This is a genomic window from Pedobacter endophyticus, assembly GCF_015679185.1.
Lineage (GTDB): Bacteria > Bacteroidota > Bacteroidia > Sphingobacteriales > Sphingobacteriaceae > Pedobacter > Pedobacter endophyticus.
Genome location: NZ_CP064939.1, coordinates 3,036,820 through 3,052,949 on the forward strand (window position 1 = coordinate 3,036,820; position 16,130 = coordinate 3,052,949).

Consider the following 16,130-nt stretch of genomic DNA (forward strand, 5'->3'; position numbering starts at 1 on the left):
ATAAACTATATTTTAACGATTTTACCCAACTAAGGTTAATAAGGAATCTAAATTAACATTACTTCAATCTTCAACCCCTTTAACAGCTACATAGCTAACAATCTATCTAAAAAGCTTCATAACTTTCATAACACCATCATCCGGCTTAAGTTAATGTCGGGCCGGTGACTCAAAAAAGCAATTTTCTCGTTCTTGATACGATAATGGGTATTTCGGCAAAATTGGGGAAGAACCCGTTTAGTTGAAATATACAGCCATACCTCTTTCGCTTTATATCATTCAGATGATTTTTTATTTCCTGCTAGAGTTATTTTTTAGCCGGTAACCTCCCGTTTTCGGTGCTCCTATAAACTCTATAACATCATTATTAATTAAATTGGTTAGCTCTCTTCTTACAATACTTTTACTCAACTCAACTCCTTCTGTAATAGCATTCGCTCTACTTCCAGGCTCATTCTGAATAAAACTTACTATCCTGCCTAGCCTTTCTCTCACTTTTGTATTTATTTCTTTCCCAAAAGCATGAACAATCAGATCATTTACTGTTGCATTTACTGTTGCATTTACTGTTGCATTTACTGTTGCATTTACTGTTGCATTTGTACCTTCACCTTTTTGGTCTCCTAACGGAATAAGAACTCTAAATACATTCCCCTCTATAAACTCAGGCTTTCCAGATGAATAATAATGGTAAGGTTTATAATGGAAGGGCCATTTACGTAACCCGTAATGATAACAGCTAAGCTCTCATTAGGTGCACAACACCAACAATGAAAACCATCTTGTACGAACCTGGTACCGGACATCCAACCATTGCGCATTCATAAAGTTTTAGAGGAACTTTCACCGTTGTTATCCTTAAAAAAAGATACAATACTTTTCGATTTCATGACTGCAAATACTTGTCGGTACAAATACACTGCTTTTGTCAATATTAGCAGTATATTTTCGCGTAATCAAATGCTGTCTTTTTAAAAGGATCGGATCAGAATCTAATAATTTGCCTTTCAACAAGCGAAATCCCAATCTTGATGGAACTGACCGACATCAATGTCGGTCAGTTGTGATGCCATATTTTAAAATTTTCTTAATCAGATTTTTACTTGAATCAAATACATCAGAAATGATTTAGAGTTGACAAGACAAATTACAACCGATTTCCTGTTACATTGCCAGCTGTCTATAAAGCAGGTCATTGGGCCAGCTTCCGTTATTACCTTGGTATAAAACAGAGGTCATTGGTCCAAAAGTATTTATTCAGGACTTCTAAAACGGAGGTCAATGGACCACTTTCCATGATTTATTATAGTTGGACAAACCGATTAATTTGAACCCTTTGCAACAATTTTAAATTATTTTTAAGCTCACTAATAAATAGAGTGTTATGAGGAAAATATTTTTGGCGTGACGGGGTCAATCACAGTCGGTTTACCCATATAAGTCTTATTATTCCATTTTTTTAACAACCTGGGAACATCATTTAAAATGCCACGCATGTCCAAAATTTTGGTTTAAAAAAACAAGAAAAGTTATACTATTAGTATCCCAATTATTGATTTTTTAAACCTATAGATAAAAATTATCTCTGAATTTAGGATATAAAAATATTTAGCTATCAAATTCAAGACTAAACTTCCATGAAACCGAAGATAGCTTTTTTTTCAACTGCTCAATATTTTCAACCAGATCTTGAAAACTAGGTGGATTTTGTTCGTAAATCATTTCGCTTTTCATCTTGTTATAGTCGGCTTCCCAGGCTTTGATGAAATCAGCGTGCGGAATAGGATCTAATGTTAGTGGATTATGCTTGTTATAATCTACGCCACCAATTTTGGCATATTCATATCGATGGGCGACAATCGTCTCATATAAATTCTGGTCTTCAATAGCAGATAGAATTTTATCATTTTGTGATAGGTGATAAACATCATACATGTGGCGACTCAATCGATCGACACGGATTTTTTCAACAGGCCGATTAAACTCTTCATGTAGTAAAAACAATTTCTCCAAAAAAGTTCGTTCCGCATCAACGGTTGGCACACTAATAAAAGGGGACGCAAATTCTCCTTCTGGATAAATTTCATCTACAAGAGAACCAAATTCTTTTATCGAATATGGTTCGATTAAGGATCGGCAACTAATTTCAATCTGAACTCTTGGAAGCATATATCCTGGCGTTTCAATAATATTTGGATAGTGAATTTCAATTATCCTAGGGTCCTGATCACTCGCAACGGCATCAACAACCTTTAATTTTACGGCATCAAAACCTTTATTTTTAAAGAAAGCTTGTAACTCTTCAAAAAAAGCGCTTGTCGTATATTCTCCCGCAGTCTTTCTTAGGTTTGTACGTTCTTTTTTCGAGAGATTTCCTGTGAATCCTAGAAATTTTCTATCAATTGCTAAGTCCACATCTTCAGAAAATCGTTCTATCAATTTCCAAGCCTTACTTAAAGATGTACCCCCTTTGAATACTAAAGCTCTTCCTACTTCCATTTCAAAGATAATACCAAGCGTTTGCACTACCCACCAATCCTTTTCGACAGCAAAAGCAGGCATTCCTGTTTGATTACTAATAGCATTAAAGATAGCTTCTTTTTCAGCTGGATTTATATCATAGAAATTAATCATATTGCTTTCTTCATTATTTTTTGTACCCATACTGGAGCCAAAGAAATATCATGTTCCAAATCTTTCCTATGCTCTTTTCTTAAAAGGGCAAGAATTTTTTTTTCTTCTTCTTCACTTAATTTACCATTTCCAATTTCCTTTAAAGCTTGGATAACCAGACGACTGATTTTCCCTTTTGCTAATAAGTTACTTGGAGTTGATTTTTTAAAAGTAATTGTTCTTTTCCCAATTTTTATTTCACGTGGGGAGCCATCCGTAAGCAAAACGATTTTCATCGGAAGTTGTGTACTTAGCCCTAAGGCATTTAAAGCATATATTCCTGTAGGAACTGTACGTATCTTATCACGTTTAGCAATTGCTTGGGCAATCTCTTCAACAGATGGTATAACAGCACCAATATATTTACTTTCTTTGGGTCTTACATAAATGCCTTGAGCCACGCGAACAATCTCCTCTTTATCAGTCAGCCGTTCCAAAGCTTTCCTTACAGCTTCTGATGAACCACATTTACTAAAATCATCAGGAAAGAATAAAGTTCCCTTTGGCCTTCTCTTTATTAAACGTTCTATTTGTTTCTCTATACTTTCCATTAGACCACACCTTTTATATTGTCACAAATTTAATTAACATTTGTGACAACATCATCATATTTTCTGTCACAAATATTGACAATATTTGTGACAGAAAAAAAATCATAAGCAACATTAAGAATAACATCTGAAATAGAATCATACTTAGCAACTATATGATTAAGTTGTTGATTATCTTTAGTTATATGGCCTAAAACCAATCACGGCATCAAGTGCCGCATCTCGTGCGAGAAATTAAATTGATAGATCGTGTTAGTTTTAATATCCTCTTGTCTATAGATCTTTTGCAATACCTTTGTTGAAACTTTATAATCGATCAGATCTAGGAAATAAATCACACCTCTTTTTTCCATAAGCTTGTTATTTCGATCAGATATAAATTAAATGATTAAAATAACAAACAATTTGATCTGACTGACCAGGCAAACTAATGCTCGATGTCCCTGCTACTTTGCTCACAATATACAAACTAAGCTAGCCTTAAAACAATACAAGAAAAGCAAGCTAACCTTGAATTACCATCCATTTTAAGGTTAGCTCGCTTTTTGACCTTAAATATACAACGATCCAGCTCTTAATATTATGCGTTTAATCAGCGGAAAAGCTCTTCATAAACAGCAACTGTGTGTATTAACTAATATCAGTCTATCTAAATAGCTTCATAACTATCGTATCACCAGCATCCTCTTCATCCTTATTACGGTCCAGAAGTTTCTCCTGTAATGCAGACATCTCAGTACTAACTTTAGTATCGATAACCTTCGCATAATGCTGTGTTGTTTTCAAGCTATTATGACCAAGCATTTGGGATACGGTCTCAATCGGAACACCATTTGAAAGGGTAATAGTGGTTGCAAAAGTATGCCTGGCGAGATGATAAGTAAGCACTTTAGTGATGTTACAAAGATCGGCGATTTCTTTCAGGTAACCATTCGTGCGTTGATTAGTGAGCACTGGCAACGCGACTTTTCTCCATCTGCATATCCTGTGATTCTTATACCTTTCAAGAATTACTTTCGCCTCATCCAACAAGGGGATATGACAGGGTGTTTCCGTTTTCTGCCGTTTAATGAATATCCATAAATTACCGTCATCACCCTTTGTAATCTGATCGGGGCGAAGCTGTTTCACGTCTATATAAGACAAGCCTGTATAGCAACTGAAAATAAAAATGTCACGAACAATGTTTAAGCGCTCAAGTGGAAATTCCCTGTTTTTGATCCTATCCAACTCTTCCATGTTTAGAAAAGTCCTTGCCTTAGCTTTCGCAGTATTTCGATAGTTTAAAAATGGATTCCCAACTATCCACCCGGCTCCAAGGCAATACAGCATGATTTTTTTCAGGTGAACAATATATTTCCGGGCAGACATTGCATTATTTCCTCTATCTATTCTAAGAAATAGCTCATAATCGGTAATAAATTTAAAATCCACCTTTTTGATATTGATGTCCTGAACCTCATATTTGAGCTGAAGAAATTGTTTAACATGTCTGATGGAACTTTGATAGGTTTGAAACGTGCTATAACTGTATCCTTTACCAATCAGTTTTTCCATATTGTCATTGTGCTTCTGATAAACTCTTAGCAGGCTGTGGTTAGACGTATTCTTTCCGGTAAGATGATCCCTCAAGACTACCGCTGTCACCTCATCTTCCTTTTCAACAAGAGTGGTATGAAACCGTCGAACTTTTGAGGCCAGCGTATCCAGATAATCATTAAGTTCCCGGATCTCCTCGCGCAGGCCAGTGCCTTTTCCTTTAAGCGCAGACCAGAAGCTGGGAACAATTTCCCTGCCGACAGAATATTCCGAATGTTTTCCTTTCACGGTAATCCGTAAATAGATGGGCATCATCTCGCCCTTGATAAAATTTTTTGGTCTTTTTAGATAGAATAAAAGATGAAAATTGTAACTCATAATGATACATTTAAAATTAAACAAATGTACATTTGAGCCAGTGAGTCATCAAGATGTTCGTCAGTCGAACGAGCTGTAAATCAATATCTTACAAAATAATCCAGCACCCGAACATTTCGGAATAATTCTGGTTTTGATATTTCAATCAATTTACTGACCTACAGTGTTTTACAAAAAATAGTCAATTTTCGACTCACTAAAATTAACCATTCAGAATGGTCGAAAACGAGTCTTAATGTGCTATAAAAACCAAAACAAAGCCTTGAAAATCAACGATTTGTGCAGCAATGTTCTGGTTTATATCTAAGGAAGTGGTCCCGACGAGAATCGAACTCATATCTAAAGTTTAGGAAACTTCTATTCTATCCGTTGAACTACGGGACCAAATTGCGGCTCTTAAAAGCTAAAAAGCTAGTTTTACCACTTAATATCAATGAGTTAAAGACATTTCCAAGACTAGGATGCATCTGTTTAACATTAAATAATTTGAGCAAAGATAATAAAATATTTGGCGCAAGAAAACGGTTTTTACCGCCTATTTGGCGCATCTGTTGGCGCAGAACCTTTTAAAAAAAGGATACGAAAAGTAATCTGTTTTGAACCTAGTAATCTATGCATATCCAGTTAAGCTATCAAACCTCATCTACTTCTTGGAGTACAAAAAAGTAAATACCTTTGTCGGAAGCAGAACTTGCTAGCTTAACCAAATTTAATCGTGACTGAATCGCAAAAAATAAAATTGTTTTCTGGCAAGGCTATCCTTGATTGCTCTTCTCAAGAGTTCGAAAATCTCATTGCTAAAACCAAGAAGTTACTCAATGTCAACCCAAGGCTTAAATTGACTGCCACAGAACTTGAAAAACAAATAGACAGGCTATTCCAAAGTTTAAAAGACTTTAAGCCAACGCAATCAGAACGCAAATACCGTCCAGAACATCGCGAGGGATTTGCTGACTTCATTAAAAAAATGGTTAAGCTATTAGCATCTTTGGAATTGCCCATTAATAACGATGATCCTATTGAGATAAAAATTAATCTTGGTACTAGTCTGCAACCAATTGTAAAGAACTTTAAACTACCAGCCTCACCAAGGGGCAACAAGCATCTTCTCGAGTCATTCAAAGAATTTATAAAGGGCTATTACGAAGACAATCCACCTTTCAAATATTACAAGGGGTTAGACGAAAAAATTAGCTTGGAGTATTTACAGAAACAAATTGATGCTGACACAAGACGCAATCAACCCGTAGAGCAAAAACTTATAAACCGTTTTTATTTTGATTTACACTTAATAATACTAGCAACTATTAAAGAATTTCCACAATTTTCAAAGTCGATAACTCAAGCCAAAGGTATTTCAAATGCACAAGGTGAATTCATTCTTAAATTCCTTCGCCTTTTAGACTATGAAAAAGTTTATAAGTCTTTCGGAAGTAATAAATCAAATGAGGATTTTATCAAGATTAAACCACAACTATTGGGAGACTCTTTAGATTACGTAGGTGATCTCAAGCCGGAAGTAAAACAGCTTCGTAATGATCTACAGTTATATAAACATGCAAGAGAATCTTTTCTGGCTAAAAAAACTTAAATCGGTTTCCCTGTATTTTAGCCCACGCCCCTTCGATCTTGATCTACTTTTGGAGTATTAAAAAAATAACTAATACAAAAAAAGAGATATGAAAAGATCATACGAAGACCTTATAAAGGCACAAGAAACAAAAAAAGAAGAAGCAGGCAACCCAATCTTTACAGACAACAGCGCAGAAGGCTACTTTTCTAAAGCAGAACTAGTGGAATTTATGACTAATGCCCTACCATGGCAAAATAGGCATCTTGCAAGCTTGTTCAATCACATGAAAAGAAATGGCAGCCTAAAAAGCAGACCTGCACATATAATTGAAATGGGAAAGTCAAGTACATGGCTAAATTATTCAGATGGCAGAGTTCCCGTAACTTTAAGAATCTTTCATTTCTCAAATATGAAAGCATTGATTGATGACTATGCAGCTGGCATATTAAGAATAACAAACACGCTCGAAGAACTGTATAACGAAGCGTTAGCCTAAACCCTAAATGGGTGGCATTCTGCCACCCATTTTCACAATTAATTCATTACTAAAATTTTCGGGCTAAAATAGCTCATGGATATCTTATGCTAAAAAAATGAAATATATAGAGAAAAAAATAAAGGAACATCAATATCTATCTGATATTATGAAGCAATTAGCTAGAAATTGCATCTATCAAAAACCAACTGGTCGAGGTATCACTCATCTCGAAATCTGTACAGACCGAGACAGCGTAATTGTCGAGACAAACAAGCCAGTAATTCAAGGAAAGTGTTCAGAATTTAATAAGGGAAACCGGCGAAAACTCAAGATCAGGGGTGTCTATGAAGGCGTCACTGTCCAGGATATTATAGATTATTTGCAATCAGATGTTGAGTACAAAAAGATAATCACAACGCCTGAAAGTTATTTTAAAGTTGTTGAAGCTATTGTGGTACTTGAGATGGAAAAAGAGTTCTATAGCAAATACTTCTTCTTGTTTGATGAATGTGAACATACTATACAAGATGTCGATTTCAGAGAATATATCACTTATCCCATTGACGATTTTTTCAAGTTTAAAAACAAAGCGTTTGTTTCAGCTACCCCTATAGTTCCATCAGATTCAAGGTTTGAAATGCAGAAATTTAAATTCGTTAATATTATTCCTGATTACAATCATGTTCAGGATTTGAATTTAATCGTGACAAACAATTGTCTTTTATCACTTAACGAATACTTAAAAAGAAACAAGCGTAAGCAGTATTTTATCTTTTTAAATTCAACCAAAGCCATAATAACCGCTATTAATTTCCTAGGTGTATCTCTCGATGATAGCTATATATTTTGTTCTGAAGAGAGCAGGAATAAACTTAAGCTAAATAAGATAACTAATGCCGAATCCACTTTGGTTAAAAGTGAGCACTTTCGACAGTTTAATTTTTTTACTAGCAGATTTAATTCCGCAGTTGATATTCTTAACGTAACAGATCCGGAGATAGTTATTATCAGCGATCTTTTCCTTGCTCAACACAGTATGGTTGATCCATTCAGCGAAGTCATCCAGATTGTTGGACGTTTTCGCAAGCCAAAAGATGGGGCAATTAAAAGATATATCACACACATAACGAACATCGATGAAAATCTAGGAGCACTTTCTGAAAAGGAATTGATTGAAGATATAGAGAGATTAAAAAGTGTGCATGACACCTTGACAAGTTTTCTTCAAGCAAGTACTACATCATTTGCTAGGACAATTGTCAATGAAATGCTTTTGACAACTACATTTGCAAAATTTGTAAATGCAAATGGGAAAACAAAACCCTTTATGATTGATAACGCCAAATTTAGGAACAAAGTGAAGCACTATTATCAAAAAAAAGAGCTACTACTGCAAGCTTATCAAAATACCAAAATGTTTAATACGAATCTGCTCACGGAAGAATACAAACTGACGGATGAAATTCGTTTGCAAATAAAGGAATCCAAAAATGCGTTGAAAACATCGATGGAACTTCTCCTGCCGATTTTGAGCCAGCTTGAAGCAGAGGGCATAGATAAGTTGGAAGTACAGGATCAATTGAATCAAATAAAACAAGAGCATCCAACAACCTATGGTGCTTTCAAAACAATAGGTTTTGAAAGAGCAAAGGAACTTCATTTCTCCTACAGTCTAATTCAGCGAGAAATTGGACGCGTTAAGACTTTGAATGAGGGAAATAACTTTAAATTTCTTTCAGATATCAAGACACGATTTACAGTATTCCAAAAATACACATTGAAGCAGATTAAAACCAAGCTAAAATCTCTTATGAAAGAAAATAACCTCACTAGGCTTACACCTGGGATCGAGCTATTGGAAAAATATTTTGAGGTATCTGCAAGAGAATATATCGGATCTGAAAATGGAAAACCGATTTATGGTTATACTATCTTAGGTGTAAAAATCTAAATTTTTATTGATTCAAATATGGGGGTATATACCCCCTTTAATCAAGCGATAAGAAATTGAAAAGAATGGAATGGCGATGTTATAGAATCTACAGATGGTCGTTTGACTACATTAAAAATATAAAATGGAGCTTCAAATATGAGCAGATTCTAGCAGTTTCAATAACTCATTTCGCCCTTTAAAAGCGAAATCAAAAAGCCGCTCAAAACCACAAAAACAGCTTTTGGATTAGTCATTATTGAACGCATACCCCAGGAATATCAGGGGTTTTTGAACAGGTGAAAGATTACGTCGTTTTGCTTCTACGAAAACGGTTGCACAGCACACTAAGTTGTCTTGGACTAATCCCATCGGCAAGCTGGGTAACAAAGATCATCAAAAATTAAATTTTTGAGAGCGTAAGCTAATACCCACCCCTCCCATTGAAATTTTGGAAGTCATTTTCGTTTGGAGCTTGCTTTCAAACTGCGTAAACCCCTTTTGTTTTAAAAGGTAAGGAGTCGATCTAATATCTATAAGACGAGTGCTTCAGATTATCCAAGATAGTTTGTGTTGTGCGAGGCATCAGAGTGCCGACTGAAGCCCCCGACTAGGTTTTGATGAGAAGCAAAGAGTTTTAGCCAAGCTATCGCTACATACAAACCTCGATTTTAAAAAAAAGAAACACCCAGAATTTAAAACCCACAAGCAACAAAATGAAGAACTTTGAATCAGCTAACCAAGAAACTGAGCTAAGAAATGAGCCACAACGACCAGTCTTGAAGAACTACAAACTGGCAAGGCGAGCATTGCCATTGGAAAAAGCAATAAATGAAGGAATGGAATATATGTACCATGATCTGTTGAAACGGATCAAAAAGATGTACAGTACCTTGCCAAATGAAGCGGACAGGTTGGTTGTGGAGATTGACTGCAAGAATGACCCGTTTGACCCCGATGGTCTTTGGTGTTTTTTCACTCCACACTTATACTATCATGTCCGATGCAACTACGTTGAGAGGTACGAAGTTGATTACCAATTCCACAACTGCCCATTCGAGAATGAAATCCGTGCTTGGTTTAAAAGGGTACTGCACCCTATGTACACCAATGAGGTGAGCAAGAAGCCAGACTATCCAACATTTTATCAAAGAGTACTGGCTTATCAACCAAAGGAACGAATTTACACACTTGATTATTGCAAGATTTGACTTCGATTGAATAGCATTCGACTTACACTAATGCCAGGTTTTACAACTTGGCTTTTTGCGTTTCAGTCAAATTGCATTTAATCAAGCGTAGTACCTTTTAAAACAGACACTTCACATTAACCACAAAGCAATTCACAGGCACTCTTCACAGGGTGCCTTTTCTTTTTACATACTTTTTAATTCTTAAAACAATGAAAACACAAACCAAAGCGAAAGCACAGTCCAAAACACAGTACGTTGCCATTACAACTGATGTGCAACAAGTAAACCAACAAGTTGAAAAAGCCTACACCTTGATGGTTGAAGCTGCAACAGAACTACTAAAACGATTTGATGTTGCCAAGTTCCGAACCTATGCACTAATGGATCACACCAAGAACGAGCAGAACACAAATCTGGTAAAAGAGTACCTAAGCTACTTTCACAACATCACTTTGTCAATGTCACCAAAAGATGGCAGATTCTACATCTTTATAGATCTCGGCGAAGAAGCTTTGCAGAAGTTCGGCAGCACTTTGACCAACAACCTACTTAGAGAGTGCTACAGACTTACGCAATCGAATGACAACACCACTGGAATTGAATATTCGTTAAGGGTAAACTATTTGGCCGGTGAAAGCCTACATAATTTCTACTATCGCAGAATTGTCGAGGGTGAAACAGGCTATGTTTCTATTCTAACCGTTGAGAAAGACGCAGCTTAAAAAATTATGCACAGGAATGCGATTAGTTCATTTCTCTTTATTAGATTTGAAAGATGAAATAAACAAAAGAATAATTACATATTAAAATATAAGCGTTAGCTTCTCTACTTGTAACTGGAACCTAGGAAATTCAAGAAGTAAAACAAGATAGATTAGACTGGTGCCCACGCGAAAGGCGTAGGGCTCAGCCTGTCTGTTTACTTGCCTCCTAGGGCTCCAGTTCAGATGTATGGTTGTTGTCCCTACGCTTATTGCATTTATTATATCAAACTATGGGACAGTTTGAGCTTATCTTAAATTAATATGTTAAAGGAGTTTCTCTCAATTTGTGTGCTGCTTGCATGCAGCTACGGGGTTCATTCACAAGTGCTTTATGTACCAAACCCACTTCCCTCAAACAATGGCTATCTGAATCAACAACAACAATCAGATCAGGAAGCGCAGGTTTTGACAGCCTACTCGATAAATCCAACAACCCAATCTGTATTGAAGTATCGAATCAAGGTAGTAACTTATAATAAGGTAACTAAGATCATAAGTTACAAGCCATTAAGTTCCGAGTACTGGTCTAATCTTGCTCTACCTATAACTGCAACTCGTATCTCGATGTATGACCCGCTTGCAGAACAGTTCGAATACAAAGTTTACCTGACGCCCTTGTTAGCCAATATATACTTTTAATAGATGAAGAAATTACTACTACTGGTGTTGATTGCAGTATCAATATCTGCCTTCGGGCAGAAGTTTAGCTATAGCAAACGTATAAATGGGTTGTGGGGTAATTGGGAAACTCCATCCTATAATATGTTTGTCTATAAGTTGATTGGAACTACGGATATATATAACGAGTTCATTATTTATGGAGCCTACGACCATCCATCGAAATACATTTTAAAGGTTATTATGTTAGGTCAAGTTGTTGAAACTGATAAAAAGAAAAGGAAGGAAGCAATCAAGTCTGGTAAGTGGTATGAATATCCAGCTATGGTTGAGTATTACACAGCTAATATGTCTGACCGTTTCAAGGATATCATAAATCGATGGCCTTTGGATGGATACAACACCGATTTTGAGAAACACTATGTTCCAGCCACTGTTACGATTCCGCCCTATAAGGATAAGCCAGTGAACTACAATATATGGTTCGAAGAGTTAGGTTTGGCTATACAACTTAAGTAGAATCGACTTTGTGATGTTTGTACACAAACAATTAATAGAAAACAAGTTTTATGAATCTAATAATTATAAGCTTAACAATCATAGTTAGCTTTTTTATCATAAATGTGCAAGTAGCAAAGAGAAAGAAAGGAACAGTGAAGGAAAAAACACTTCTTATCCCGTGTAGTAGCCTGATATTAGATTACAGGTCTTAAATGTAACCACAATTAACTTTGATTCCACTATTTCGTACGGTATTCAAAAATCCTATGGCTATTTAAGGAGATAGACCAAGTCCTAGCAACAAATTATAAAGATTTGATGTACCTATATTTGCACTTAGATAATGGCAAGAACATAGCTCATATTAGTATTAGAGAAGAGCTATACAATGAGTTAGTACTTGAGGTTGATTATTTCTTTATGGCAAGGTTAGCTGCACCATCACCTAATGATAACAAAGTGTATTATCTTCCATCAGGCCTAGAGGAGGAGATGATGGGCTACCATTGATTTTGATAAGCCTAGACGTCATCCTAATTCCCTCCCTCTCTCATTTGGTGGCTTACAGCGAGAAAGGGAGGGTTTAGTCTTTGTAGTGGTGCAAGATGGCATTTGTTGTGCTTGCTTTATAAGGTACTGCGTTCACTTTTCAGCCGGTGGTTCTTAGCAAAGGGCAGTGCTAGTAGGTAGGTAGATCGGAATTCCGCCATGTCTAATGCCACTTAAAACACATGCCATTGCTTTGCACGGCATGGTTTTAATTTTGGCAAAGCGGATGGCTTCATGAGCCTTCTCTCTATCTTTATCTAGGATTTGCTTCGCTTCATCCTGGATAAATCTATTCAGGCTCCACTTTTCAGCTCACCTGCGTAATCGAAAATGCTGCGCTAACGCTTGTGTTAAAACATAGATCGAATCTCGCTGTTTCACAGCTACTAATTCTCACACATTTTCTCTGTTCGCATTTGGTGAGCAACATCATTTGCAAGTGTCAAGGGGAAGCATTAGTTTAGTGTTTAATTAATTGCTTTTATCTCTATACACATTGTTATCTACTGCACCACCTAACTGACAGGTAATAACAATCGTTAGCATAACTGCGAAGAATCAAACAATCAAGATAAACAAGTTGGATACCGAAGAACTATCAGTAATTCAAATACTGAACAAGATGTATGAGCATTCTGAAGAAATGCTTAAGCTAGGTGAAGCAAAGAACACGACTTTAATAGCATTTAACGGTGCTATAATAGTTGGGATTATAGCAGTATTTAAAGACATACCACATGGCTTTCTTGTATATTATGCGATGTTCAGCATTTTCATGTGTGCCATTTCAATGTTTGTATGTTTTGCCTCACTTGTAGCTAAGGTATTACACAAGCCTTATAAAACCAGTATTCGTCAAAGCGACAACATCCTCTTCTTTGGAACCATTGCAAAACTATCTCACGGCCAGCTAATCGATAAATTAAAGGAGAGGTACGGCTTGGAGAATGTTAATGTTCCTTTTGAGGAAGATAAAGCAAAGCAGATAGTTGTAATAGCACAGATCGCAGCGAGAAAGTTCAACCTATTTAATACAGCAATCGCTTTTATGTTTAGTGGCTTATTGACGCCGTTAAGCTACTTAGTATACTTAATATTTTTAGACCACGATAGATAAATTGAAATGGGATTAAATTCAGACATAACAACTAAAGTTAAAGACATATTAGATGGTAATTTTAACATCGAGGATGTTACCTATGTGCCAGAGATAAGTAATCCAAAGCTAACCTTCAATAACACAGGCTTACGTTTTGAAGCTACAACATTATTTATTGACTTGAGAAACTCGACTGGTATTCTTAACGCTCATAATAAGTCTACTATTGCAAAGATTCATAAAGCATACCTGTTCACAACCGTAAAAGTTGCCACGTCACTTGGTGGTGAAGTAAGAAGTTTCAATGGTGATAGTGTTCTAGCATTCTTTCAAGGCACAACCAAAACTACACTTAGTAATGCAGTAAAAGCTGCAATGAAGATTAAATATATGATCTCAAATACAGGTAGTGGAATAAACTCCATGCTCGCCAAGTATTCGGCAGTTGATTTTGGTATAGGATTAGATGATGGTCGAGTTCTATGCGCCAAGGTTGGCGTCGGAGGCGACGCGAATACCAAGGATTTGATCTGGATAGGGAACGCAGTTAATAAAGCAGTCGTTATCAGTGACGAGTGCAAGTCTCCATATCACATTGGCATATCAAGTTATGTATACAGTAATTTAAATGATGAAGTCAAATTCGGCACTCAAAAAGATCCTTGGGGTAGAGAAGTAAAAGTTGATATGTGGACTGCTTATTATGTAACATATAATGGCAAGAGGGAAACGTTTTATAAGACAAATTGGTATTGGGAGGTATCTTAACACATATTGCACAATCCTTTTAACATAAATTTGTTATGAAAGCAGAAGAATTAAAGCTACTTACAGAAATTAGTAACTCTTTGAAAGCGATAAACGCTAGACAGGAAACTCAGGAGCTATTCGCTGAGTCAAACAAATTATTTGATCGATCAGATGCCAGAGTTGAGAACGCGACAAATCAAATACAAAATACGTTTGATCGCATACATGACAAAGTATTCAACTTCAACAACGGACTGATCGCTGCATACCTCTTACTTGGTTCTTATCCAAGTGAGCGACCAATTCTACCGTTATGGACAACCATATTTCCTGTGTTGGTAATGGCACTTATGATTTATGTTGACGTTAGGCAGATGGGGATCCATAGGTTTGCAGCAAATGAACAACAATGGACAAATGCAGAACGTGATAGTTATGGAGGCAAGATTGATTCGCAAACAAGGCTATCCTTGTTCAGCATGTTCCTGTCGGTTTGTTGCTTAGCGTATCTAGTTGTGAAATTAGGAGTCGCTTAAAAGGATAATCTCTCTCTGCAAACTAACTGAAACTGCACTTTTTCTTATCATATCTGTTTTATTAACCCCCCCCGGAATTTAATATGTGCGCACCTGCTTGTTGTTATAAAAGGTAAACAGTTGTACTGGAATGCGTTCTACCTTATAAATACAATATCCAATAACACAGCACTCGAGCATATCCAAAAACTTATCTCTTTCCTCTTAAAAGTATGTAAAGTATAAAATCTTGGATACAGACTGCTTGACGATAGAATTGTAATACCTTCTAAATCACTGCGCCGCTTCGACGAACTTTGATGCAACGACCTTCGCTCAATACGCATTACGGTACGCAACCAAATCTCCTATCTCGACTGTAATATTAAATAGCACTAATTCTTAATCATGCATGTTCATTTAATGGCAAATATTCACTATGTTTAACAAACAAGTTGGTAACTATATTATATGAGTTTTATTACAACAATGCGGACATTAAATTCAGTGAACATTGCACTATTGGAATTGATTGCAACAGTAATTGGCGGACTGTTTGCATTGTTGCTGTTATATAGAGGTAATCAAGATAAAAAGCTTACTCAGCTACTTAATATATACGATCGGCTTTATAGTGATCCTGATATAGCAAAGGCTCTTTATGCCATTGATAAGGGATCTGGGTTAGAAGAATTGGCATCGAAACAAGTTTCTGAAAAATACCATGTTGCTGCTTTAGAGATGGAGACAGATAAGCTACTTAAGTATTTAGATTTTATTGGGGCATTAGTTAAAACAAAGAAACTTTCACTTAAGGATCTGAAGCCCTTTTCATACGAACTTTCTATTATAAAGGATAACGTACAGTTAACTGCGTACAGGAACTACCTTAGTTCTATCAAAGTCAATCTTAACAATTTACACTACCTTTTGGAAGAATTTCCTTAAATCAGCCTTTCCTTCATACTCATTGTACGATCTTAAACTTAACATGTCAGTCAAAGGAACATAAAATACAT

At 36.1% G+C, this 16,130-nt stretch carries 14 protein-coding genes and 1 tRNA gene; 11 read left to right on the forward strand and 4 right to left on the reverse strand.

Translation table 11 applies throughout. The annotated features are described in order from the left end of the window. Window positions 1-1,608: 1,608 nt before the first annotated feature. The 4 genes from IZT61_RS12300 to IZT61_RS12315 form a co-directional block, all read right to left on the reverse strand. Window positions 1,609-2,664 (reverse strand): nucleotidyl transferase AbiEii/AbiGii toxin family protein, encoded by a 1,056-nt coding sequence (locus tag IZT61_RS12300; protein WP_230383644.1) that lies wholly within the window; start codon window positions 2,662-2,664, stop codon window positions 1,609-1,611. Further along, window positions 2,631-3,224 carry a DUF6088 family protein gene (locus IZT61_RS12305; RefSeq protein ID WP_196097203.1) on the reverse strand — a complete coding sequence of 198 codons (594 nt, stop codon included), beginning with the start codon at window positions 3,222-3,224 and terminating at the stop codon, window positions 2,631-2,633. Before IZT61_RS12305 ends, IZT61_RS12300 begins: the two co-directional genes overlap by 34 nt. A 645-nt stretch (window positions 3,225-3,869) precedes the next feature. Continuing rightward, window positions 3,870-5,141 carry a site-specific integrase gene (locus IZT61_RS12310; RefSeq protein ID WP_196097204.1) on the reverse strand — a complete coding sequence of 424 codons (1,272 nt, stop codon included), beginning with the start codon at window positions 5,139-5,141 and terminating at the stop codon, window positions 3,870-3,872. 312 nt (window positions 5,142-5,453) lie between these two features. Further along, window positions 5,454-5,525 (reverse strand) — tRNA-Arg (locus tag IZT61_RS12315). A gap of 331 nt (window positions 5,526-5,856) precedes the next feature. Here IZT61_RS12315 and IZT61_RS12320 point away from each other — a divergent pair. The 11 genes from IZT61_RS12320 to IZT61_RS12370 all read left to right on the forward strand — a co-directional run bounded on the left by IZT61_RS12320 (window position 5,857) and on the right by IZT61_RS12370 (window position 16,059). After that, the gene (locus tag IZT61_RS12320; RefSeq protein ID WP_196097205.1) at window positions 5,857-6,732 is read left to right on the forward strand and encodes a hypothetical protein; all 876 of its coding nucleotides are present in this window, start codon (window positions 5,857-5,859) and stop codon (window positions 6,730-6,732) included. Between the two features lie 88 nt (window positions 6,733-6,820). Continuing rightward, on the forward strand, window positions 6,821-7,210 hold the full coding sequence (locus IZT61_RS12325; RefSeq protein ID WP_196097206.1) for a hypothetical protein: 390 nt from the start codon (window positions 6,821-6,823) through the stop codon (window positions 7,208-7,210). A 97-nt stretch (window positions 7,211-7,307) separates the two neighbouring features. Continuing rightward, window positions 7,308-9,143: a DEAD/DEAH box helicase family protein gene (locus tag IZT61_RS12330; protein WP_196097207.1), complete on the forward strand. Its 1,836-nt coding sequence runs from the start codon at window positions 7,308-7,310 to the stop codon at window positions 9,141-9,143. Window positions 9,144-9,838: 695 nt separating this feature from the next. Continuing rightward, window positions 9,839-10,333 (forward strand): hypothetical protein, encoded by a 495-nt coding sequence (locus IZT61_RS12335; RefSeq protein ID WP_196097208.1) that lies wholly within the window; start codon window positions 9,839-9,841, stop codon window positions 10,331-10,333. 191 nt (window positions 10,334-10,524) lie between these two features. Next, window positions 10,525-11,037 carry a hypothetical protein gene (locus IZT61_RS12340; protein ID WP_196097209.1) on the forward strand — a complete coding sequence of 171 codons (513 nt, stop codon included), beginning with the start codon at window positions 10,525-10,527 and terminating at the stop codon, window positions 11,035-11,037. A 303-nt stretch (window positions 11,038-11,340) separates the two neighbouring features. Further along, entirely contained in the window at window positions 11,341-11,718 is a 378-nt protein-coding gene (locus IZT61_RS12345; protein ID WP_196097210.1) for a hypothetical protein, read from the forward strand. Between the two features lie 3 nt (window positions 11,719-11,721). Continuing rightward, window positions 11,722-12,216, forward strand: coding sequence for a hypothetical protein (locus IZT61_RS12350; protein WP_196097211.1), 495 nt, complete (start codon window positions 11,722-11,724; stop codon window positions 12,214-12,216). Between the two features lie 1,111 nt (window positions 12,217-13,327). Further along, window positions 13,328-13,864, forward strand: coding sequence for a Pycsar system effector family protein (locus tag IZT61_RS12355; RefSeq protein ID WP_196097212.1), 537 nt, complete (start codon window positions 13,328-13,330; stop codon window positions 13,862-13,864). 6 nt (window positions 13,865-13,870) lie between these two features. Continuing rightward, the gene (locus IZT61_RS12360; protein WP_196097213.1) at window positions 13,871-14,614 is read left to right on the forward strand and encodes an adenylate/guanylate cyclase domain-containing protein; all 744 of its coding nucleotides are present in this window, start codon (window positions 13,871-13,873) and stop codon (window positions 14,612-14,614) included. A 35-nt stretch (window positions 14,615-14,649) separates the two neighbouring features. Next, window positions 14,650-15,132: a hypothetical protein gene (locus IZT61_RS12365; RefSeq protein WP_196097214.1), complete on the forward strand. Its 483-nt coding sequence runs from the start codon at window positions 14,650-14,652 to the stop codon at window positions 15,130-15,132. A 450-nt stretch (window positions 15,133-15,582) separates the two neighbouring features. Beyond that, window positions 15,583-16,059 (forward strand): hypothetical protein, encoded by a 477-nt coding sequence (locus IZT61_RS12370; RefSeq protein WP_196097215.1) that lies wholly within the window; start codon window positions 15,583-15,585, stop codon window positions 16,057-16,059. Window positions 16,060-16,130: the final 71 nt, after the last annotated feature.

What these genes read in the sequence shown, in the direction of transcription:
- IZT61_RS12300 (WP_230383644.1), bottom strand. Translation starts at nt 2,664, where the DNA reads ATGGGTACAAAAAATAATGAAGAAAGCAATATGATTAATTTCTATGAT.
- IZT61_RS12305 (WP_196097203.1), bottom strand. Translation starts at nt 3,224, where the DNA reads ATGGAAAGTATAGAGAAACAAATAGAACGTTTAATAAAGAGAAGGCCA.
- IZT61_RS12310 (WP_196097204.1), bottom strand. Translation starts at nt 5,141, where the DNA reads ATGAGTTACAATTTTCATCTTTTATTCTATCTAAAAAGACCAAAAAAT.
- IZT61_RS12325 (WP_196097206.1), top strand. Translation starts at nt 6,821, where the DNA reads ATGAAAAGATCATACGAAGACCTTATAAAGGCACAAGAAACAAAAAAA.
- IZT61_RS12330 (WP_196097207.1), top strand. Translation starts at nt 7,308, where the DNA reads ATGAAATATATAGAGAAAAAAATAAAGGAACATCAATATCTATCTGAT.
- IZT61_RS12335 (WP_196097208.1), top strand. Translation starts at nt 9,839, where the DNA reads ATGAAGAACTTTGAATCAGCTAACCAAGAAACTGAGCTAAGAAATGAG.
- IZT61_RS12340 (WP_196097209.1), top strand. Translation starts at nt 10,525, where the DNA reads ATGAAAACACAAACCAAAGCGAAAGCACAGTCCAAAACACAGTACGTT.
- IZT61_RS12345 (WP_196097210.1), top strand. Translation starts at nt 11,341, where the DNA reads ATGTTAAAGGAGTTTCTCTCAATTTGTGTGCTGCTTGCATGCAGCTAC.
- IZT61_RS12350 (WP_196097211.1), top strand. Translation starts at nt 11,722, where the DNA reads ATGAAGAAATTACTACTACTGGTGTTGATTGCAGTATCAATATCTGCC.
- IZT61_RS12360 (WP_196097213.1), top strand. Translation starts at nt 13,871, where the DNA reads ATGGGATTAAATTCAGACATAACAACTAAAGTTAAAGACATATTAGAT.
- IZT61_RS12365 (WP_196097214.1), top strand. Translation starts at nt 14,650, where the DNA reads ATGAAAGCAGAAGAATTAAAGCTACTTACAGAAATTAGTAACTCTTTG.
- IZT61_RS12370 (WP_196097215.1), top strand. Translation starts at nt 15,583, where the DNA reads ATGAGTTTTATTACAACAATGCGGACATTAAATTCAGTGAACATTGCA.